This is a genomic window from Streptomyces sp. S063 (assembly GCF_002832675.1).
In the GTDB taxonomy this organism is placed as follows: Bacteria; Actinomycetota; Actinomycetes; order Streptomycetales; family Streptomycetaceae; genus Streptomyces; species Streptomyces sindenensis.
This window is the reverse complement of sequence record NZ_CP021707.1, coordinates 2647368-2668819: the sequence shown is the minus strand read 5'-3', so window position 1 is coordinate 2668819 and position 21452 is coordinate 2647368. Positions and strand designations below refer to the sequence as shown.

Sequence of the window (21452 nt, the reverse complement as noted above, 5' to 3'; positions counted from 1 at the left end):
GGGGAGGAACGATGGCGGACACCTTCGGGCCCGTGCGTGATGCGAACGACTCCGACGACGACACCGGCGCGTACACCGGGGCGGACACGGACGGCGCCGCACGCAAGGAGCCCATCAGGGTCCTCGTGGTCGATGACCACGCGCTCTTCCGCAGGGGTCTGGAGATCGTCCTCGCGCAGGAGGAGGACATCCAGGTCATCGGCGAGGCCGCGGACGGCTCCGAGGCGGTCGACAAGGCCGCCGACCTGCTGCCCGACATCGTGCTGATGGATGTCCGGATGCCCAAGCGCGGCGGCATCGAGGCCTGCACCGCCATCAAGGAGGTGGCCCCCAGCGCGAAGATCATCATGTTGACGATCAGCGACGAGGAGGCCGACCTCTACGAGGCGATCAAGGCGGGTGCGACCGGATACCTCCTCAAGGAGATCTCCACCGACGAGGTCGCCACGGCCATTCGCGCGGTCGCCGACGGCCAGTCCCAGATCAGTCCCTCCATGGCCTCCAAGCTGCTCACCGAGTTCAAATCGATGATCCAGCGCACCGACGAGCGACGGCTCGTGCCGGCGCCCCGGCTCACCGATCGTGAGCTGGAGGTGCTGAAACTCGTGGCGACCGGCATGAACAACCGGGATATCGCCAAGGAGTTGTTCATTTCCGAGAACACGGTGAAGAACCACGTCCGCAATATCCTGGAGAAACTGCAGCTGCACTCCCGGATGGAAGCCGTGGTCTACGCCATGCGCGAGAAGATCCTGGAGATCAGGTAGCCGGGCGGCCGGTCAGCGGAAGGCGCGCTGGAGTGCGTGGCCGATCTCCGTCCTGAGCGGTTCGCGCAGCTCCGGCGGGTCCACCCGGTCGACCCGGATGTCCGTGCAGCCCACCCAGGCCGCCGCCTCCACCAGGGCCTCGGCCATCGGGACCACCGCCTTCGGGCCGGTCGGCGACGCCTGCTTGGCGACGAGCGTGGTGCCCTCGCGGGCCGGGTCGACCCGGCCCTGGAGCTTCCCGCCCGCCAGCAACGGCATGGCGAAATAGCCGTGGATCCGCTTCTGCTTGGGCACATAGGCCTCCAGCCGATGCGTGAAGCCGAAGATCCGCTCCGTCCGCGCCCGCTCCCAGATGAGGGAGTCGAACGGTGACAGCAGCGTCGTCCGGTGGCGGCCGCGTGGCTCCTTGGCCAGGGCCTCCGGGTCCGCCCAGGCGGGCTTCGTCCAGCCCTCCACCACGACCGGGACCAGCCCCGAGTCCGCCACCACGGCGTCGAACTCCTCACCCTTCAGCCGGTGGTAGTCCGCGATGTCGCCACGGGTGCCGACGCCCAGGGACCTGCCCGCCAGCGCGACCAGCCGTCGTCGGCACTCGGCGTCGCTCAGCTCGTCGTGCAGCAGGGCATCCGGAATGGCCCGTTCGGCCAGTTCGTAGACCCGCTTCCAGCCGCGCCGCTCGGTGCACACCACCTCGCCGTACATCAGGGCTCGCTCGACGGCGACCTTGGACGCCGACCAGTCCCACCACTCGCCGCCGTTCTTCGCGCCGCCCAGCTCGGTGGCCGTCAGCGGCCCCTCGTCGCGCAGCTGCTTGATCACGGTGTCGTACACGCCGTCGGGCAGATCGTGGTGCCAGTGCGGGCGGGAGCGGTAGGCGCGCCGGCGGAACGCGAAGTGGGGCCACTCCTCGACGGGCAGGATGCACGCGGCGTGCGACCAGTACTCGAAGGTGCGGCCGCCCGACCAGTACGCCTCCTCCACCGTCCGGCGCCCCACCGAACCGAGCCGGGCGTAGGGGATCAGCTCGTGCGAGCGGGCCAGCACCGAGATCGTGTCCAGCTGGACCGCGCCGAGATGGCGCAGCACCCCCGGCACCCCCGCCCGACGGTCCGGGGCCCCCAGGAAGCCCTGGGCGCGCAGAGCTATGCGGCGGGCCTGGTCGGCGGAGAGTTCGACTGCGGGAGGAGGCACAGGCGTCATACGTCGAACCCTAGACGCCGCCACTGACAGTCCGGCCCCGGAATCCGCCCCTGGATCACGGGGCCCGGGGCCCCGCGGGGGGCCGGGATCATGTGGACCGGCGTACCGAATCCGGGGCTCCGCCGGGCCGGGGTGCGTGCCGCCCGGGGACGTACGGATGGGTGCCCGCGAGCCCGAGGTCGGACGGGAGCAGGGCCGCCGTCCAGGCGTCGCGCCGCACGCCCTTGTTGAGCAGCCCGGACCGCTGGTCGCCCTCCAGCCGGAACCCCGCCCGCAGGGCGACGGCCCGCGAGGCCAGATTGCCGATCTCGGCCCGCCACTCCAGCCGGTCCGCCCCGAGCGAGGCGAAGGCCCAGCGGGCGGAGCCGAGCACCGCTTCGGTGACGTATCCGTTGCCGCGGTGCTCCTGGGCGGACCAGTAGCCCACCTCGTACGTCCCCGGACAGCTGCGGCGGTCGATGCCGAGCGCCCCCACGAGCGTCCCGGTCTCCCGCAGGGTCAGGGCGAAGCCGTAGGCGGAGTCGTCCTGCCAGCCCGCCGGGGCGAGCTTCGTGGTGAACAGTTCCGCGTCGGTGAGGCGGTACGGGGAGGGGATCACCGTCCACCGTTGGATGTCCGGGTCCTGACAGGCGGCGTGCACCCGGTGGGTGTCCTGCGGGCCGAAGGGCCGCAGGACCAGGCGTTCCGTGGTGAGGGTGATCGGCTCCATGGGCCGATTCTCGTGAGCCCGCCGCCCCGACGCGAGCACTTTCGGGCTTCCCGGCACCTTCCGCGCCCCTGGACCGTTGTCCTATAAGGGTGCGGCGAGGTCCACGCGACGGCAGCCCTCCCGACGCGGTGGTGTCCTCGCTTACGATGGCCGTTGCGGTGGGGCCCACCTGCCGTGCCCGCGCCAGAGTCCATTACACGACCCAGTGCCAGGCCCGACCGGCAAGGAGACCAGCCTCAGTGTCCGTCTTCAACAAGCTCATGCGTGCAGGCGAAGGCAAGATCCTGCGCAAACTGCACCGCATCGCGGACCAGGTCAGCTCCATCGAAGAGGACTTCGTCAACCTCTCCGACGCCGAGCTGCGGGCGCTCACCGACGAGTACAAGGAACGGTACGCGGACGGCGAGAGCCTGGACGATCTGCTTCCCGAAGCGTTCGCCACGATCCGCGAGGCCGCCAAGCGTGTCCTCGGGCAGCGCCATTACGACGTACAGATCATGGGTGGAGCCGCCCTGCACCTCGGCTATGTGGCCGAGATGAAGACCGGTGAGGGCAAGACCCTCGTCGGCACCCTGCCCGCGTATCTGAACGCGCTCTCCGGCAAGGGCGTGCACCTGATCACGGTCAACGACTACCTCGCCCAGCGTGACTCCGAGCTGATGGGCCGGGTCCACAAGTTCCTGGGTCTGTCCGTCGGCTGCATCGTCGCCAACATGACTCCGGCCCAGCGCCGCGAGCAGTACGCCTGCGACATCACGTACGGCACGAACAACGAGTTCGGCTTCGACTACCTGCGCGACAACATGGCGTGGTCCAAGGAGGAGCTCGTCCAGCGCGGCCACAACTTCGCCGTGGTCGACGAGGTCGACTCGATCCTGGTCGACGAGGCCCGTACGCCGCTGATCATCTCCGGCCCGGCCGACCAGGCCACCAAGTGGTACGGCGACTTCGCCAAGCTGGTCACGCGCCTCACCAAGGGCGAGGCGGGCAACCAGCTCAAGGGCATCGAGGAGACCGGCGACTACGAGGTCGACGAGAAGAAGCGGACCGTGGCCATCCATGAGGCCGGCGTCGCCAAGGTCGAGGACTGGCTCGGTATCGACAACCTCTACGAGTCGGTGAACACCCCGCTCGTCGGCTACCTGAACAACGCCATCAAGGCGAAGGAACTGTTCAAGAAGGACAAGGACTACGTCGTCATCGACGGCGAAGTCATGATCGTCGACGAGCACACCGGCCGTATCCTCGCCGGCCGCCGCTACAACGAGGGCATGCACCAGGCGATCGAGGCGAAGGAAGGGGTGGACATCAAGGACGAGAACCAGACGCTCGCCACGATCACCCTGCAGAACTTCTTCCGCCTCTACGACAAGCTCTCCGGCATGACCGGTACGGCGATGACCGAGGCCGCCGAGTTCCACCAGATCTACAAGCTCGGCGTGGTGCCGATCCCGACGAACCGGCCGATGGTCCGCGCCGACCAGTCGGACCTGATCTACCGCACCGAGGTCGCGAAGTTCGCCGCGGTCGTCGACGACATCGCCGAGAAGCACGAGAAGGGCCAGCCGATCCTGGTCGGCACCACCTCGGTCGAGAAGTCCGAGTACCTCTCGCAGCAACTCTCCAAGCGCGGCGTCCAGCACGAGGTCCTCAACGCCAAGCAGCACGACCGGGAGGCGACGATCGTCGCCCAGGCGGGCCGCAAGGGCGCCGTCACCGTCGCGACGAACATGGCCGGACGAGGCACCGACATCAAGCTCGGCGGCAACCCGGACGACCTCGCCGAGGCGGAGCTGCGCCAGCGCGGCCTCGACCCGGTGGAGAACGTCGAGGAGTGGGCGGCCGCGCTGCCCGCCGCGCTGGAGGCGGCCGAGCAGGCCGTGAGGGCGGAGTTCGAAGAGGTCAAGGAGCTCGGCGGGCTCTACGTGCTGGGCACCGAGCGCCACGAGTCGCGCCGTATCGACAACCAGCTGCGCGGTCGTTCCGGCCGTCAGGGCGACCCGGGCGAGTCCCGTTTCTACCTGTCGCTGGGCGACGACCTGATGCGCCTGTTCAAGGCCCAGATGGTCGAGCGCGTCATGTCGATGGCGAACGTCCCGGACGACGTCCCGATCGAGAACAAGATGGTCACCCGTGCCATCGCCTCCGCCCAGTCGCAGGTCGAGCAGCAGAACTTCGAGACGCGTAAGAACGTCCTGAAGTACGACGAGGTGCTCAACCGGCAGCGCGAGGTCATCTACGGCGAGCGCCGCCGCGTCCTGGAGGGCGAGGACCTCCAGGACCAGATCCGGCACTTCATGGACGACACGATCGACGACTACATCCGGCAGGAGACCGCCGAGGGCTTCGCCGAGGAGTGGGACCTGGACCGGCTGTGGGGCGCCTTCAGGCAGCTCTACCCGGTGAAGGTCACCGTCGAGGAGCTGGAGGAGGCGGCCGGGGATCTGGCGGGCGTCACCGCCGAGTTCATCGCCGAGTCGGTCAAGAACGACATCCACGAGCAGTACGAGGAGCGCGAGAACACCCTCGGTTCCGACATCATGCGGGAGCTGGAGCGTCGCGTCGTCCTCTCGGTGCTCGACCGCAAGTGGCGCGAGCACCTCTACGAGATGGACTACCTCCAGGAGGGCATCGGCCTGCGGGCCATGGCGCAGAAGGACCCGCTGGTCGAGTACCAGCGCGAGGGCTTCGACATGTTCAACGCCATGATGGAGGGCATCAAGGAGGAGTCCGTCGGCTACCTGTTCAACCTGGAGGTCCAGGTCGAGCAGCAGGTCGAGGAGGTTCCGGTGCAGGACGGCGCCGAGCGTCCCTCGCTGGAGAAGGAGGGTGCCGCCGCGGCCCCGCAGATCCGTGCCAAGGGCCTGGAGGCCCCGCAGCGGCCGGACCGGCTCCACTTCTCCGCTCCCACGGTGGACGGCGAGGGCGGTGTCGTCGAGGGCGACTTCGCCAACGACGAGGTCTCCGGCGCCACGAGGTCGGCCGACGGCATGACGCGTGCGGAGCGCCGCAAGGCCCAGAAGAGCGGTGGTGGCGGCGGTCGCCGTCGCAAGAAGTAGCCGTAAAAGTTGTTCCCCGGCAGGGGCCGGACGCCGCGAGGTGTCCGGCCCCTGCCGCGTCTCCCGGGTCTGCCGGGTCACCGGGGGCTCGGGGCGCCGGCCGTGAGGCGTTCGCCGCCCAGCTCCACGGCGGCGCAGCGCCAGCGCTGGTCGGCGCCCTGCTCCAGCCGGAACGCCATCGCCCGCACCCGGTCGCCCGCGGCGATGCTGGCGAACGCCTCGACCACCCCCGTGGCGGGCTGGGCCCCTCGGCAGTGGCGGAGGACCGGGCGGCTGCCCTGGGTGGCCCTCAGCGGGGTGCTGGGGGCCAGTTCGGCGAGCTGGTCGTAGGCCTCGCCGATGGTGTGGCCGAGCATCCAGTGCACCGGGCGCTGGCCGCTGAGGACCGCGAGCAGACGCTCGGCGAACCACTGGTGCGGGCGCTGCGGCCGGTGGGGTTGCAGCCTGCGGGAGCGCTGCGGAGGCACCGGCCGGGGACCGTTCGGCGCCGAGCGAGGACCGGTGGGTGCTGATCGAGGGCCGCGCTGGTCGCGTCGGCCGGCGGGCCTCGTCCTGTCTGTGCTCATGCTCTGTCGCCCCCGTTGCCCGGGCCCGGCTTCTACCGGACGGTAACTTGTGTTGGGGATCTTCTACGGGGGCGGTCGTCAGCGACGCAAGGGGCCTTCTGGCGCCGATCCGGCGCGGGCGGTTTCACCTATCCGTGGCTCGGCCCTTGCGCGACAAGGGCAACGGCGGGGGTGACGGGGCGTCGGCCGTGGACGGAGGACCCCGGTTGCCGAAACCCGAAAGGGGACGCTCCCACGTATCCTGAGGACGTTTCCTTCTACGAAAGCGACCTGCCATGCGCGTGTACGTCCCCCTGACCCTTTCCGGTCTCGCAGCGGCGCACGGTGCGGGCGAGGTCGGCCCCGGGCCGCTGACGGCCTACGCGGTGACCCCCGGGTTGCGCGAGTGGTACGTCTCCGACGACATCGAGGAGCTGGAGTACGCGGCGCTCACCCGCGCCGCCGCCGCCTCGCTCCGGCTGATCGCCGGGAACCCGGACGAGGCGCGCCGCCGGGTCGTCGTCGCCGTCGACGTACCGGACGGGTCCGCCGTCGCCGACCCCGATCACGGGCTGAGCGCGGCATCGCTCGGCGAGGTGCGGATCGCCGTCGCGCTGCCGCTGGCCAAGGCGGCGGCGGTGCACGTGGACGCCGACGACGCGGAGAAGGACGTGGCCGCCGCGGCGGCGGCCCTGGGGGCGGCGGACCTCGGCGACGACGACGCGCAGTTCACGGTGGACGGGGCCGAGGACCACGAGCTGCTCTGGTTCGGTGTCCAGGAGATTCCGCAGCTCATCCGCTGAGGCGGACGCCGGTCTCGCCCAGGGCCGGCGGGGTTGTCGGACCCGGCGGGTATTTTTTCTGTATGACTTCCGGGACGACACGCACACATCTGGTCTGGGACTGGAACGGCACGCTGCTCGACGACACGCAGGCCGTCATCCAGGCGACGAACGCGGCGTTCGCGGAGGTCGAGCTGGCGCCGATCACGCTGGAGCAGTACCGGGAGATGTACACCATCCCCATACCCCGGTTCTACGAGCGGTTCCTGGGCCGGCTGCCCACCGAGGCCGAGTGGGAGCGGATGGACGGCGTCTTCCACCGGTACTACACGGAGCAGCGGGCGGCCTGCGGGCTCACCGCCGGGGCGGAGGAACTGCTGCACGAGTGGCAGCGGGCCGGGCGCAGCCAGTCGCTCCTGAGCATGTACGGGCACGAGCAGCTGGTGCCGGTGGTGCGGGGGTACGGGATCGAGCCGCGGTTCGTCCGCGTCGAGGGGCGTACGGGGCCGTCGGGCGGCAGCAAGGCGCTGCACATGGAGCGGCACTTCGCCGCGCTGGCCGGGGCGGGCGGTGTGGACGGGTTCTCGCCGGAGGACGTGGTGGTCATCGGGGACGCGCTGGACGATGCGGTGGCGGCGGCGCATGTGGGGGCGCGGGCGGTGCTGTACACCGGGGGGTCGCACAGCCGCAGCGCGCTGGAGGGGGCGGGGGTGCCGGTGGTGGACAGCCTGGGGGAGGCGGTGGCGTTGGCGGAGACGTTCGGCGCGTAGCGGTGCGGGGCGGGGTGGGGTGTTTCGGGGCGCTGCCCCGGGCCCCGGTCCTCAAGCGCCGGACGGGCTGGAAACGATGTCCTCAAGCGCCGGACGGGCTTGAATAGGTGCCCGACGGGCTTGAGCGGAGCACCCTCAGGAACTCCCTCATCCATGCCGCGTGGTCCGGCCACGCCCGTGATGAGACCAAGGGGCCGTCCGTCACGGCCTCCGTGTCCTGGAACGTTGCGCCCGCGCTCTGCATGTCCGGTTCCAGGGCCGGGTACGCCGTGACCGTTCGGCCGCTGAGGTGGCCGGTGGCGGCGGTGATCAGGGGGCCGTGGCAGATCTGGGCGACCGGGCGGTCCGCGGAGAAGAAGGCGCCGACGATCTTCCGTAGCTCTGCGTTGTTGCGGAGGTACTCGGGGGCCCGGCCGCCCGGGATCACGAGAGCGATGTACGCCCCGGGGTCGACCTCGGAGAAGGACAGGTCGGCGGGCCAGGTGTAGCCGGGCTTCTCCGTGTACGTGTCGAAGCCGGGCTCGAAGTCATGGACCACGAAGCGCAGCGTCTTGCGCTCGGGGCCGCGATGTCGACCTCGTACCCCTCCTCCAGCAGCCGCTGGTACGGGTAGAGCACTTCGAGCGACTCGGCGGCGTCGCCGGTGACGATGAGGATCTTCTGCGGCATGGCGGACTCCTCGGGGGCGATCGGCCCCGGCGGCTCGGCTCGCGGTCTGCCGGTGGCCTGATTCGGGCGTTGTCCACAGATTGCCCCGGTTCCGGAGGTTCGCCAAGGCGGCGCGACGCACTGTCCAGAGTGTCAAAGTTCGGGGGGTTCTTTTGTACACAAGCAGCTCATGACGCGGTGGGGTGCGGGAGAGATAGCCTGGTGCCGTGATCAGCGCGATACGCCTCGGGGGCAGCGAAGCCCCCGGCCGCCGCCCGGAGTGCCACAGCACCCGGGCGATCCGCGATCTCCCGACTCCGGACCGGCCGTCAAAAATGGCCCATGTGGTCCCGGGGAACTCTCGAAGCGGCATAGCGTCGACCCAGACCGGAAACCCCGCGTCGTGGCGGTACGTCGCTTTTCTCACCTACGTCACGCAACGGCGCGCGACAGGAGCCAGAGGACATGCAGACCAAGCTGGACGAAGCCAAGGCCGAGCTGCTCGCAGGGGCCGCGAAGGTAGCTGACAACGGTCCGGGCGGTGGTGTCGGTGGCCCGGGAGGTGCCCCCGGGGCGCGGGTCTCCGCCGCCGGGGCCGACACGAGCGCCTCCGCCGACCAGGACACGGTGCTCGCCTACCTCCAGCGCTACTACCTGCATACGGCTCCGGAAGACCTCAGCGGCCGTGACCCGGTCGATGTCTTCGGCGCCGCCGCCTCGCACTACCGGCTGGCCGAGAACCGCCCCCAGGGAACCGCGAACGTCCGGGTGCACACCCCGACCGTCGAGGAGAACGGCTGGGCCTGCAGCCACTCCGTCGTCGAGGTCGTCACCGACGACATGCCGTTCCTCGTGGACTCCGTCACCAACGAGTTGTCCCGGCAGGACCGCGGCATCCATCTGGTGATCCACCCGCAGGTCACCGTCCGCCGTGATGTCACCGGCAAGCTCATCGAGGTCCTCTCCGGCGGCCCCGGTACCCCGAAGGCGTCCCAGGGCCGGAAGAAGGACGAGCAGAGCGAGCTGCCGCACGACGCGCTCGTCGAGTCCTGGATCCACGTCGAGATCGACCGCGAGACAGACCGCGCCGACCTCCAGCAGATCACCGCTGACCTGCTGCGCGTCCTGTCCGACGTACGGGAGACCGTCGAGGACTGGGGCAAGATGCGCGACGCCGCCCTCAGGATCGCCGACGACCTGCCGGGCGAACCGCTGGACGACCTCGCCGGCGAGGAGGTCGAGGAGGCCCGCGAGCTGCTGCGCTGGCTGGCCGCCGACCACTTCACCTTCCTCGGCTACCGCGAGTACGAGCTGAAGGACAGCGACGCGCTCGCCGCGGTCCCCGGCACCGGGCTCGGCATCCTGCGCTCCGACCCGCAGCACAGCGCCGACGAGGCCCACCCGGTCAGTCCGTCCTTCGACCGGCTGCCCGCCGACGTCCGCGCCAAGGCCCGCGAGCACAAGCTCCTCGTCCTGACCAAGGCCAACAGCCGGGCCACCGTGCACCGGCCCAGCTACCTCGACTACGTCGGCGTGAAGAAGTTCGACGCCAAGGGCAACGTCGTCGGCGAGCGGCGCTTCCTGGGCCTGTTCTCCTCCGCCGCCTACACCGAGTCCGTGCGCCGGGTGCCCGTCATCCGCCGCAAGGTCGCCGAGGTCGTCGAGGGCGCCGGCTTCTCGTACAACAGCCATGACGGGCGCGACCTGCTCCAGATCATGGAGACGTACCCGCGCGACGAGCTGTTCCAGACGCCCGTCGACCAGCTCCGCGCCATCGCGACCTCCGTCCTCTACCTCCAGGAGCGCCGTCGGCTGCGGCTCTACCTGCGCCAGGACGAGTACGGGCGCTACTACTCCGCGATCGTCTACCTCCCGCGCGACCGCTACACCACCGGCGTGCGCCTGCGGCTGATCGACATTCTCAAGGAGGAGCTCGGCGGCACCAGCGTCGACTTCACCGCCTGGAACACCGAGTCGATCCTCTCCCGGCTGCACTTCGTCATCCGGGTCCCCGCCGGCACGGAGCTGCCGCACCTCACCGACGCCGACGCCGACCGGATCGAGGCCCGCCTCGTCGAGGCCGCCCGCTCCTGGGCCGACGGCTTCGGGGAGGCGCTCACCGCCGAGCTGGGCGAGGAACGCGCCGCCGAACTCCAGCGTCAGTACGGCCACTCGTTCCCCGAGGGCTACAAGGCCGACCACTCGCCGCGCGCCGCCGTCTCCGACCTGGTCCACCTCGAAACCCTCCGGGAGGGTGAGAAGGACTTCGCCCTCAGCCTGTACGAGCCGGTCGGCGCGGGCCCCGGCGAGCGCCGCTTCAAGATCTACCGGACCGGCGAGCAGGTCTCCCTCTCCGCCGTCCTCCCCGCCCTCCAGCAGCTCGGCGTCGAGGTCGTCGACGAGCGGCCGTACGAGCTGCGCTGCGCGGACCGCACCCACGCCTGGATCTACGACTTCGGGCTGCGGATGCCCCTGGTCAACGGCAACGGCGGCTACCTCGCCGACGACGCCCGCGCCCGCTTCCAGGAGGCCTTCGCCGCCGTCTGGAAGGGCGAGGCGGAGAACGACGGCTTCAACGCGCTGGTCCTCGGCGCCGGGCTGAACTGGCGCCAGGCCATGGTCCTGCGCGCCTACGCGAAGTACCTGCGGCAGGCCGGTTCGCCCTTCAGCCAGGACTACATGGAGTCCACACTCCGCAACAACGTCCACACCACCCGGCTGCTCGTCTCGCTCTTCGAGGCCCGCATGTCGCCCGGCCGCCAGAGCGCCGGAACCGAGCTGACCGACGGGCTCCTGGAGGAGCTGGACGGGGCCCTGGACCAGGTCGCCTCGCTCGACGAGGACCGGATCCTGCGGTCCTTCCTCACCGTCATCAAGGCCACCCTGCGCACCAACTTCTTCCAGCAGACGGAGAACGGCGAGCCGCACTCCTACGTGTCGATGAAGTTCGACCCGCAGGCCATCCCCGACCTGCCCGCGCCCCGGCCGGCGTACGAGATCTGGGTCTACTCGCCGCGCGTGGAGGGCGTCCACCTGCGCTTCGGCAAGGTCGCCCGCGGCGGGCTGCGCTGGTCGGACCGGCGCGAGGACTTCCGTACGGAGATCCTCGGCCTGGTGAAGGCGCAGATGGTGAAGAACACCGTCATCGTGCCCGTCGGCGCCAAGGGCGGCTTCGTCGCCAAGCAGCTCCCGGACCCGTCCGTGGACCGCGACGCCTGGTTCGCCGAGGGCATCGCCGCCTACCGCACCTTCATCTCCGCGCTGCTCGACATCACCGACAACATGGTCGCGGGCGAGGTCGTGCCGCCCACCGACGTCGTCCGCCACGACGAGGACGACACCTACCTCGTCGTCGCCGCCGACAAGGGCACCGCGAGCTTCTCCGACATCGCCAACGAGGTCGCCGTCGCCTACAACTTCTGGCTCGGCGACGCGTTCGCCTCCGGCGGTTCGGCCGGCTACGACCACAAGGGCATGGGCATCACCGCCCGGGGCGCCTGGGAGTCCGTCAAGCGGCACTTCCGGGAGCTGGGCCACGACACCCAGACCGAGGACTTCACCGTCGTCGGCGTCGGAGACATGTCCGGTGACGTCTTCGGCAACGGCATGCTGCTCTCCGAGCACATCCGCCTGGTCGCCGCCTTCGACCACCGGCACATCTTCATCGACCCGAACCCGGACGCCGCCACCTCGTACGCCGAGCGGCGCCGTCTGTTCGATCTGCCGCGCAGCTCCTGGGCCGACTACAACACCGACCTGCTCTCCGCGGGCGGCGGCATCCACTCGCGCAGCGCCAAGGCCATCCCGCTCAACGCGCACATCCGCGAGGCGCTCGGCATCGACGCGTCGGTGACCAAGATGACGCCCGCCGACCTGATGCAGACCATCCTCAAGTCGCCCGTCGACCTGGTGTGGAACGGCGGCATCGGCACGTACATCAAGGCCGTCTCCGAGTCGAACGCCGACGTCGGTGACAAGGCCAACGACGCGATCCGCGTCAACGGCGAGGACCTGCGGGCCAAGGTCGTCGGCGAGGGCGGCAACCTCGGCGCCACCCAGCTCGGCCGGATCGAGTTCGCCCGCAACGGCGGCCGGATCAACACCGACGCGATCGACAACAGCGCCGGCGTGGACACCTCCGACCACGAGGTGAACATCAAGATCCTGCTCAACGGTCTGGTCCGGGACGGCGACATGACCGTCAAGCAGCGCAACAAGCTGCTCGCCGACATGACCGACGAGGTCGGCGCGCTCGTCCTGCGCAACAACTACGCGCAGAACGTCGCCCTCTCCAACGCCTCCGCGCAGGCGCCCTCGCTGCTCCACGCCCAGCAGCGCTTCATGCGCCGGCTGGAGCGCGACGGCGCGCTGGACCGGGCGCTGGAGTTCCTGCCCGCCGACCGGCACATCCGGGAACTGCTCGGCAACGAGAAGGGGCTCAGCCAGCCCGAGCTGGCCGTGCTGCTCGCCTACACGAAGATCACGACGGCGGACGAGCTGATCTCCACCGTGCTGCCCGACGACCCGCACCTGCAGAAGCTGGTGCACGCCTACTTCCCGAGCGCGCTGCGCGAGCGGTTCCCCGAGGCGGTCGACGCGCACGCGCTGCGGCGCGAGATCATCACGACGGTCCTGGTCAACGACACGGTGAACACTGCCGGTTCGACCTTCCTGCACCGGCTGCGGGAGGAGACCGGGGCGTCGATCGAGGAGATCGTCCGGGCCCAGTTCACCGCCCGCGAGATCTTCGGTCTCTCAGCGGTGTGGGACGCGGTCGAGGCGCTCGACAACAAGGTCGCCGCCGACGTCCAGACCCGGATCCGGCTGCACTCGCGGCGGCTGGTCGAACGCGGTTCGCGCTGGCTGCTCGGCAACCGGCCGCAGCCCGTCGCCATCGCGGAGACCATCGACCTGTTCCGGGACGGGGTCGAGCAGGTCTGGAACGACCTGCCCAAGCTGGTCCGGGGCGCCGACCTGGACTGGTACCACTCGATCCTCGACGAGCTGACGGCCGCGGGCGTGCCGGACGAGCTGGCGGTGCGGGTGGCCGGGTTCTCCTCCGCCTTCCCGGCGCTGGACATCGTGGCCATCGCCGACCGGACGGGCAAGGAGCCGCTGGAGGTCGCGGAGGTCTACTACGACCTCGCGGACCGGCTGCGGATCACGCAGCTGATGGACCGGATCATCGAGCTGCCTCGGGCCGACCGCTGGCAGTCCATGGCCCGCGCCTCCATCCGCGAGGACCTGTACGCGGCGCACGCGGCGCTCACGTCGGACGTGCTGAGCGTGGGGAACGGGTCCTCGACGCCGGAGGAGCGGTTCCGGGCGTGGGAGGAGAAGAACGCGGCGATCCTGGCCCGGTCGCGCTCGACGCTGGAGGAGATCCAGGGGTCGGACGCGTTCGACCTGGCGAATCTGTCGGTGGCCATGCGGACGATGCGGACGCTGTTGCGTACGCACGCATAGGGGTCGGTACCGCCGAGGGGCCGGCACCTGGTGGGTGCCGGCCCCTCGGCGTGGGGTCTTCGTCCTCAAGCGCCGACGGGCTGAACAGACGTCCTCAAGCGCCCGACGGGCTGGATCGGGTGAAGGTCTCGTAGGCCTTCACCACCTCCTTCGCCGGGCCGTCCATTCTCAGCGTGCCCGCCTCCAGCCACAGCGCGCGGTCGCAGGTTTCGGTGATCGACTTGTTGCTGTGGCTGACCAGGAAGACCGTGCCCGCCTCCGCGCGCAGTTCCTTGATGCGGTCCTTGCTGCGGCGCTGGAACTTCGCGTCGCCCGTGGACAGCGCCTCGTCGATCAGGAGGACGTCGTGGCTCTTGGCCGCCGCGATGGAGAAGCGCAGCCGCGCGCCCATGCCCGAGGAGTACGTGCGCATCGGCAGCGTGATGAAGTCCCCCTTCTCGTTGATGCCGGAGAAGTCGACGATCTCGTCGTAGCGCGCGCGGATCTGTTCGCGCGTCATGCCCATCGCCAGCCCGCCCAGGATCACGTTGCGCTCGCCGGTCAGATCGCCCATCAGCGCCGCGTTCACACCGAGCAGCGACGGCTGGCCCTGGGTGTGGACCTTGCCCCGGGTCGGCGGGAGCAGGCCCGCGACCGCCTTGAGCAGGGTCGACTTGCCCGAGCCGTTGGAGCCGATCAGGCCGATCGCCTCGCCCTTGTACGCGGCGAAACTGACCCCCTTCACCGCGTGCACCTGGCGTGCGCCGGGAGTGCGGCGGCGCGAGGTGAGGCGGCTGAGCGCCGAGGTCGCGCTGCCTCTGCCCGTACGCGCGCCGTTGACCGTGTAGGTGATGTGGACGTCGTCGACGACGACCGTGGGGACCCGGTGGTCCCCGGGGGTGTTCCTGTCGTCAGCCACGTCCGTAGGTCTCCTCGGCCTTCCAGAAGTACACGAATCCCGCCACCCCGCACAGCAGCGCCCAGCCGGCCGCCGCCGCCCAGGCCAGGTGCGGCAGCTGCTCCCAGGTGTAGCTGTCGATGAGCGCGTACCGCATGAGGTTGATGAAGAGCGCCGCCGGGTTGTACTCCAGCACCAGCAGTACCGCCCGCGGCACCCGGTCGCCGGCCAGCAGGTGGTCCAGGCTCCACATCACGCCGGACGAATACATCCAGGTCCGCAGCACGAACGGGGTCAGCTGGGCGATGTCCGGGGTCTTCGCCGTCAGACGGGCCATGGCCATCGACAGGCCGGTGTTGAACAGTGCCTGGAGCGCCAGCGCGGGGACGGCCAGCAGCCAGGTCGGGCGGGGGTACTGGCCGAACGCCAGCAGGATCAGGGTCAGCGCGCCGAGCGAGAACAGCAGCTGCTGGAGCTGCTGGAGGGCCAGGGCCACCGGCAGCGAGGCGCGCGGGAAGTGCAGGGCCCGCACCAGGCCGATGTTGCCGCTGATCGCCCGCGTGCCGGCAGTGATCGAGCTGCTGGTGAACGTCCAGATGAAGACCCCGGTGACCAGGAACGGGACGAAGTCCTCCACCCCGTGCTTGGTGTTCATCAGGACGCCGAAGATGAAGTAGTAGACCGTGGCGTTCAGCAGCGGCGTCATGATCTGCCAGATCTGGCCGAGCTTCGCCTGGCTGTACTGGGCCGTCAGCTTGGCCGTCGCGAACGCCGTGATGAAGTGCCGGCGCCCCCAGAGCTGCCGGATGTACGCGGGCAGCGACGGCCGGGCGCCGCTGACCTTCAGGCCGTGCCGGGCGGCCAGGGCCGCCAGCTCGCCGGGGGCATAGGCGGGGACGGCGGTGGCCGGGGCGTCCCCGGAGGGGGCGGTCACCGGGGGCGGGGCTGCTGTCTGGCTCAACGATCGACCGCTTTCGAGACCGATGGGGCGATGGGGGAGTGCGGGACGGTACGGTCCCGTGGGGACGCCCTCGTTGGGACGGGACCGTATCGTCGCAACGCCGAGAGTAGGACGCTTCTACGTCGCAACGCAACCGTTTCGTCGCGGCCGACTATGCTGCGGGCCATGACCACCGAACGGGGAACCCGCCGTCGTGCCCCCGCAGGCGCCGCCGTCCTGCGGGAGGACGTGACCGACGCCATCCGCGCCGCCGTCTTCGAGGAACTCGCCGCGGTGGGGTTCGCCCGGATGTCCATCGAGGGCATCGCCCGGCGTGCTGGGGTCGGCAAGACCGCCGTCTACCGCCGCTGGAAGTCCAAGCTGGCGCTCGTGCTCGACCTGGTCGCGGCCGTCGCCGCCCAGGGGATGCCCGCCCCGGCCACCGGTTCGCTGTACGGGGACGTGCGCGCCGTTCTGGAGCTGGCCGCGTACGCCCTGCGCCACCCGGTCGCCTCGCAGGTCATCCCGGACCTGCTGGTCGAGGCGGCCCGCAATCCGGAGATCTCCGAGGCGATCAAGGCAGCCCTGCTCGACCAGCAGCAGGGCGTCGCCGCCGTGGTCGTGCGGGAGGCGGTGGCCCGGGGGGAACTGCCGGAGGGAAGCGATCCGGACCGGGCACTCGATCTCATCGTCGGCCCGCTGTACTGGCGGCTCGTCGTCGTCCGGGGCGAGCTGCCCCAGGGCTACCTCGACGAGCTGGCCGCCTCGGCGGTGGCCGCCCTCCAGTACACCGGCTGACGCGACAGAGGGATCGTCAGCCCGCCGCCACCCGTGCCAGCACCTCGCCCGTGCGCGGGCTGAACGCCAGCACCGTCGCGTTCTCCGGCAGCCGCTGGTGGCGGGTCAGCAGCAGCCACCGCACCCCGTACCGGGCGGTGATCCCGTCCCGTCGGTCCTGCGGGGTCGACGTGTCGAGGTAGGCGGCCACCGCCCGGCTTCTCTCCCGCCGCTCCGTGGTCGCGAGCCCGGCGTCCGGCAACGCGTCGGCCAGCACGTACGCCCCGTGCCCGGCCAGCGCGTACATCGCCGGACGGCTGTCCGTGAGGACCACCTCGCCCGGGGGTACGTACGCGGTCGCCCAGGAGTACGGCTGCCCGGCCGCCTTCACGTCCCCGTCCGCCGGAGGCGCTGTCGTCCGGCTGTCGGTGGGGACGCGCGGGGCGGTGAGCCCGTTGTAGTACGGCCACAGCGCCGCCACGGTCACCGCGCACACCCCGGCGAACGCCCACCGCCACACGGTCGGCCGGATCCGGGTCCGCGTCCGGAACGCGATCAGGGCCAGGCATCCGATCCCCGCGCCGATCGCCGTCTGCGGGTGGACCAGCAGGACGAGCCCGAGCAGCACCCCGATCCCGGTCGCCTCGACCCACCGGGGCGACCGGGCGGGCGCCGGGTCACCGGGCTCCGCGAGCCGGGCGGCGACGGGACCGGTCCACGCCCACAGATGCAGGGTGACGGCGACCGCGAACGTGGTCGGCGCGCTCCAGCGGGCCGGGTCCGCCCAGTGGATCAGCCCCAGCGGTACGAGGAGGAGCACCGGCACCCAGCGGTTCGGAGTCAGCAGCCGGGTCAGCCGGCCGATCCCGGAGAGCAGGAGCAGCAGGTTCACCGACGCGGCCAGTGCCACGACGGACGGGCCGGAGAGCCCGGTGGCACGGGCGGCGAGACCCTGGAGCAGCGCGTACGGGGAGTAGTGCGCGCTCGCCACGGCGGGCAGGTCGGTCATCGGGAACGCCGGGTGCAGCAGGTTCACCCGCAGCCGTTCGACGACCGCCGCCTGGAGCCCGGCCTCGCAGCACAGCGGAGCCTGCCAGGCCGCCGCCGACAGCACCGCCCACAGCAGACCGCCCAGCACGAGGAACGGGGACGGCAGCCACAAGGACGGCCGGGCAGCCCCCTCGGCCCGGTCGCCCGCGGTCGCGGCGGTCGGGAGGTCGGCGGCGGAGGACGCGGCGGAGGCAGCGGAGAAGAGGGGCACACCTCATGGGTTCCGTGCGGCGGGCCCGTTCTCCCCGCCGCCACTCGTCCGAGGGATTCCGGGCGACGGGCCGGGGCCTACTCCGCGTCCGCCAGCAGCCGGTCCGCGACCCGGGCCGCCGCGCCGCCGTCGTCCAGGTCGCAGTAGTCGCGGCGGAAGCTCTCGTACGCGTCCGCGTGCCGGGCCGCCGACGTTCCCGTGTCACGCAGGGCCTGGGCCACTTCGTCCGTCGTCACCAGCAGCGGCCCCGGCGCCCGGGTCTCGAAGTCCAGGCAGAAGCCGCGCACGGTGTCCCGGTAGTGCTCCAGGTCGTACGTGTGGAAGAGCATCGGCCGGCCCGTCAGCGCGAAGTCGAACATCAGCCCCGCGTAGTCCGTCACCAGGACGTCGGCGATGAGGAGCAGCCCCGCCGCCCCCGGGTGGTGCGAGACGTCGAGCACGCCGGGCCCGGCCGGAACGCTGCCGGTGACGCGGGGGTGACGGCGCACCAGCACCGTGTGGCCCGGGCCGAGCGCCCGGGCCAGGGCGTGCGGGTCGAGCGCCGGGTCCCACCGGTATGGGCCGGGGACCGTCCGGTCGGCGGACGCGGCGGACGGGGGATGGGCCAGGTGGTCGCGGTAGGTCGGGGCGTACAGCACGACGCCGTGCTCCTCCGGGATGCCGAGCCCGCGCCGTACCTCTTCGGCCGTCTTGTCCCGTACCGGTGGGAACAGCACGTCGTTGGCGGGCGATCCGGCCTCCAGCACCTCGCCCTCGTACGAGAGTGACCGGCGCAGCAGGGGGGTGGCGAAGCGGCTCGGGGAGATCAGTACCGACCACTGGGCCGATCGCTGCGGCAGGGTGGCGAGGTGCTGGTGGTCGGCGTAGAGGGAGCCCGCGAGACCGGAGCCGAACCGGCCGAGCGGGGTGCCGTGCCAGGTCTGGACGACCGTCTGCCCGGGCCGCCGCTCGAACCAGGCGGGCAGCTGCTCGTCCGTGACGATCCGGCGGGAGCGCGCCAGAGCCTCGTACCAGGCGGGGCTGTGCACGGGGACGGCCCGCACGCCGGGCGGGACGTGGGTGATGCGGCCGGGGGTGGTACCGGTGACCCACAGATGTTCGGCGTCCGTGCCCCGGCGCACGAGCTCGGCGTGGACGGCGCGCGGGGAGTCGCCGCCCACGTACAGCACGGTGTCGCGGAGGGGGAGGGCGGGCGAAGCGCTGGGCGTGCGCGACGTCTCGGGCCTGCGCGGGCCGGGGTGGTGCGCCGCACGCAGGAGGCGCCTGCCGTACGCGCTTTGCCCGGCGGCCGGGAGGTCGGGCGGAGCGACCACGGACATCCGGTCACCGTGCCGCCGCTCCAGGCGCAGCGCGGTCCCGCCCCCGTTGCCACAGGGAAGCTGCGCGGCGGCGGAGCCGAGGACGCGGACGGGGCGGCCGTCCAGGCGGACCTCCCAGCGGCCCTCCGGGAGCGGCGGGGTGATCAGCGCGGAGAAGCGGAGGGAGGGGCGGGCACCCCGGGTACCCGGGGCACCCACAGTGCCGTTCGCACCGGTCACTTCGCCCTCCGCGACCGGGACCACCTCGTGCAGCGTCTCGTGGCGCAGGACGAGACCGCCGCCGGACGCGTCCGGCGCTGCCGCCACGCCCTGAGCCGGTGGGGCGTACGCCCCCGAGATCCTCAGGCCGCCCTCCGGAGTGGCTTCCACCCGGTCCGCGTACGGCGGCCCCGCCGGCTCCAGCACCAGGTCGCCCGCCGGGTCCGCGCACGCGGGCGGCGGCAGGTCCGGGGCGGCGGGCAGCGGGACGCGGGTGCCGTCGTCGAGCAGGAGCCGGGCCCGCCACCGCGCCCCGCCCGCCGCCTCGACCTCGCGGGGGACCCGGTGGTGCGTGGCGGGCGGTACGGCGGCGAGGTCGGCGAGCGGCACACGCGCGGTGAACGGGAGACCGTCGGACCCGGCACCCTCCTCGTGCTCCACCGCGCACAGGCGCTCGTCGACACCTTCGTCGCCCTCGCCGCACTCGCGGGTCAGCACCAGCCCCGTGGCCCTCGCCGTCCCGTCGAAGAGCCGGCCCGCGATCTCCAGCGAGGCCCCCGCCGTCCCGGTGGCGGCCGTCCGGTGCTCCTCGGCCCGGGCCCGCAGTCGCGACACCGTCAGCCGGAGCCGGCCGCCCCGGAAGTCCAGCACCGCCCGCCGCCCGTCGCCCAGGTCGTGCACCAGCGGCTGGTCCGCGCCCGCGTCCTGGGCGCGCACCGCGACCCGGCGGACCGTTCCGGGGGCGGCGAGGACCAGGCCCACCAGCCAGCCGCCGCTTTCGCCCGTCGCGGGAAGCCTGTCCGGGTCGAGGACCATCTCGAAGCCCGCGTGGTCGTAGTCGTGCAGCTCCTGACCGGAGTTCACCGTCGCCTCGGGCGCGGGAACCGACCGCACCGGCACCGGCCGCACCGCCCGTCCCCGCTCCGCCCGGACCATGCCCACCGTCAGCTGTCGGCGCGCCGACCCGGCCGGGAGGTTGCGCAGATACGCGTACCCGCGCAGCCGCAGCTTCCCGTCCGCGCCCCACCGCGCCTCCAGGAGCCGCGCGACCGCCGGGACGTCCCTTCCCGTGAGCCGGGCGCTCGCGCCGCGCACGCCCGGGTACACCGCCCGCCGCCGTCCCGGCAGGCCCTCGACGGCGAACGTGCCCGTCCCGTTGGCCCGTTCGAAGGCGAGCACCTCCAGCAGCTCCGCCAGGCGCCGCTCCCGTACCAGCCGCCACTTGATGCGCAGCTCCACCGGCAGCCCCTCCAGCACCCCGGGGCCCGCCCGGTCGACGAAGGCCCCCGCGCCCTCCAGGAACGCCGCCCGGTACGCCTCGCCGCCCATCGGCAGGCCGTCCAGGAAGTATCCGAAGTCGTCGCGGAGGCAGGACGCGTCGTACGCCCGCCGCCGGTCCGCGTCCCGCCCGCCCAGGAACGCGCTGACCTGCTCGCACGCGGCGATCCGGTCCCGTACGCCCGTCACGTCCGTACGCCGCCGGGTGATCGAGCCCTCCCGCACCCGCCAGTAGTAGACGTGCCCGGCGAGGACGTCGACCGAGCCCGCGAGATAGTGCGCGGGGATCATCACCGGCGTGTCCTCGTACAGCCTGCCCTCGGGGAACGCGAAGCCGTGCGCGTCCCAGAAGGAGCGCCGGAACACCTTGTTCCAAGCCACCCGATCGGCCAGCAGACGCGGATCCCGGGTGATGTGCGTACGCGACCGGGAGTCCGTCAGCCAGCGGTACTGCCAGGCCTGCTGCCGCCCCTGGCCGGTCAGCCGCCACACATTGCCGGTCACCAGATCGGAACCGGTCGACTCCAGGGACGCCGTCATCCGTTCGTACGCGTCGTGCACGACGATGTCGTCGCTGTCCGCGAACGCCAGGTAGCGGGCGGTGGGCGTGGTGTGCCGGACGCCGGTGTTGCGGGCCGCGCTCAGGCCCGCGTTCGGCTGCCGGACCAGCCGGAAGCGGTCGTCCCGGGCTGCGAACTCCGCGGCGATCCGGGCGCTCCCGTCCGTCGAACCGTCGTCGACCATCACCACTTCGATCGCGTCGAGGGTCTGCTCCGCCACCGACCGCAGGCAGTCCTCCAGGTAGGCCTCGACGTTGTGGACGGGGACGACGACGCTGAGGAGTGGTGGCTTCATG

General features: G+C 71.6%; 13 protein-coding genes and 1 pseudogene. 6 read left to right on the top strand and 8 right to left on the bottom strand.

The features are described from left to right. Nucleotides 1–11 precede the first annotated feature (11 nt). Nucleotides 12–767, top strand: coding sequence for a response regulator (locus CCZ36_RS11990; RefSeq protein WP_069739527.1), 756 nt, complete (start codon nt 12–14; stop codon nt 765–767). A 12-nt stretch (nt 768–779) separates the two neighbouring features. Here the strand turns inward: CCZ36_RS11990 and CCZ36_RS11985 are convergent, their stop codons facing one another. After that, nucleotides 780–1967 (bottom strand): winged helix-turn-helix domain-containing protein, encoded by a 1188-nt coding sequence (locus tag CCZ36_RS11985; RefSeq protein ID WP_128817624.1) that lies wholly within the window; start codon nt 1965–1967, stop codon nt 780–782. An 88-nt stretch (nt 1968–2055) separates the two neighbouring features. Then, nucleotides 2056–2676, bottom strand: coding sequence for a GNAT family N-acetyltransferase (locus tag CCZ36_RS11980; protein ID WP_128817623.1), 621 nt, complete (start codon nt 2674–2676; stop codon nt 2056–2058). Between the two features lie 239 nt (nt 2677–2915). On the opposite strand from CCZ36_RS11980, the gene secA reads away from it, so the two are divergent. Then, nucleotides 2916–5735, top strand: a complete 2820-nt coding sequence (gene secA / locus CCZ36_RS11975; protein ID WP_069739524.1) for a preprotein translocase subunit SecA — start codon at nt 2916–2918, stop codon at nt 5733–5735. A 77-nt stretch (nt 5736–5812) separates the two neighbouring features. Here secA and CCZ36_RS11970 read toward each other — a convergent pair whose 3' ends face one another. Next, complete coding sequence (locus tag CCZ36_RS11970; RefSeq protein ID WP_128817622.1) at nt 5813–6301, bottom strand: Rv3235 family protein; 489 nt, start codon at nt 6299–6301, stop codon at nt 5813–5815. A 275-nt stretch (nt 6302–6576) separates the two neighbouring features. Here CCZ36_RS11970 and CCZ36_RS11965 point away from each other — a divergent pair, with 275 nt between their 5' ends. Further along, nucleotides 6577–7083 carry a DUF6912 family protein gene (locus CCZ36_RS11965; RefSeq protein ID WP_069739522.1) on the top strand — a complete coding sequence of 169 codons (507 nt, stop codon included), beginning with the start codon at nt 6577–6579 and terminating at the stop codon, nt 7081–7083. Between the two features lie 62 nt (nt 7084–7145). Then, nucleotides 7146–7832 (top strand): HAD family hydrolase, encoded by a 687-nt coding sequence (locus CCZ36_RS11960; RefSeq protein WP_069744194.1) that lies wholly within the window; start codon nt 7146–7148, stop codon nt 7830–7832. 82 nt (nt 7833–7914) lie between these two features. Here the strand turns inward: CCZ36_RS11960 and CCZ36_RS11955 are convergent. Then, nucleotides 7915–8501: pseudogene (locus CCZ36_RS11955) on the bottom strand (DJ-1/PfpI family protein). Nucleotides 8502–8945: 444 nt separating this feature from the next. Between CCZ36_RS11955 and CCZ36_RS11950 the strand changes: the two are divergent. Beyond that, nucleotides 8946–13946 (top strand): NAD-glutamate dehydrogenase, encoded by a 5001-nt coding sequence (locus CCZ36_RS11950; RefSeq protein ID WP_128817621.1) that lies wholly within the window; start codon nt 8946–8948, stop codon nt 13944–13946. 94 nt (nt 13947–14040) lie between these two features. Here the strand turns inward: CCZ36_RS11950 and CCZ36_RS11945 are convergent, their stop codons facing one another. Both CCZ36_RS11945 and CCZ36_RS11940 read right to left on the bottom strand, forming a co-directional pair. Further along, the gene (locus tag CCZ36_RS11945; protein ID WP_069739518.1) at nt 14041–14844 is read right to left on the bottom strand and encodes an ABC transporter ATP-binding protein; all 804 of its coding nucleotides are present in this window, start codon (nt 14842–14844) and stop codon (nt 14041–14043) included. Next, the gene (locus CCZ36_RS11940) at nt 14837–15784 is read right to left on the bottom strand and encodes an ABC transporter permease (protein WP_373297623.1); all 948 of its coding nucleotides are present in this window, start codon (nt 15782–15784) and stop codon (nt 14837–14839) included. The genes CCZ36_RS11945 and CCZ36_RS11940 overlap by 8 nt, the downstream gene beginning before the upstream one ends. Before the next feature lie 153 nt (nt 15785–15937). Between CCZ36_RS11940 and CCZ36_RS11935 the strand changes: the two genes are divergently transcribed. Then, a complete protein-coding gene (locus CCZ36_RS11935; protein WP_069739516.1) occupies nt 15938–16561 on the top strand; it encodes a TetR/AcrR family transcriptional regulator in 624 nt (207 codons plus the stop codon). A gap of 16 nt (nt 16562–16577) precedes the next feature. Here the strand turns inward: CCZ36_RS11935 and CCZ36_RS11930 are convergent, their stop codons facing one another. Beyond that, on the bottom strand, nt 16578–17801 hold the full coding sequence (locus tag CCZ36_RS11930) for a hypothetical protein (protein ID WP_128817620.1): 1224 nt from the start codon (nt 17799–17801) through the stop codon (nt 16578–16580). 77 nt (nt 17802–17878) lie between these two features. Next, on the bottom strand, nt 17879–21451 hold the full coding sequence (locus CCZ36_RS11925; RefSeq protein WP_128817619.1) for a bifunctional glycosyltransferase/CDP-glycerol:glycerophosphate glycerophosphotransferase: 3573 nt from the start codon (nt 21449–21451) through the stop codon (nt 17879–17881). Nucleotide 21452: the final 1 nt, after the last annotated feature.

Coding starts and splice junctions, on each gene's coding strand:
- CCZ36_RS11990 (WP_069739527.1), top strand. CDS start 12: ATGGCGGACACCTTCGGGCCCGTGCGTGATGCGAACGACTCCGACGAC.
- CCZ36_RS11950 (WP_128817621.1), top strand. CDS start 8,946: ATGCAGACCAAGCTGGACGAAGCCAAGGCCGAGCTGCTCGCAGGGGCC.
- CCZ36_RS11970 (WP_128817622.1), bottom strand. CDS start 6,301: ATGAGCACAGACAGGACGAGGCCCGCCGGCCGACGCGACCAGCGCGGC.
- CCZ36_RS11960 (WP_069744194.1), top strand. CDS start 7,146: ATGACTTCCGGGACGACACGCACACATCTGGTCTGGGACTGGAACGGC.
- CCZ36_RS11965 (WP_069739522.1), top strand. CDS start 6,577: ATGCGCGTGTACGTCCCCCTGACCCTTTCCGGTCTCGCAGCGGCGCAC.
- CCZ36_RS11925 (WP_128817619.1), bottom strand. CDS start 21,451: ATGAAGCCACCACTCCTCAGCGTCGTCGTCCCCGTCCACAACGTCGAG.
- CCZ36_RS11980 (WP_128817623.1), bottom strand. CDS start 2,676: ATGGAGCCGATCACCCTCACCACGGAACGCCTGGTCCTGCGGCCCTTC.
- CCZ36_RS11935 (WP_069739516.1), top strand. CDS start 15,938: ATGCTGCGGGCCATGACCACCGAACGGGGAACCCGCCGTCGTGCCCCC.
- CCZ36_RS11985 (WP_128817624.1), bottom strand. CDS start 1,967: ATGACGCCTGTGCCTCCTCCCGCAGTCGAACTCTCCGCCGACCAGGCC.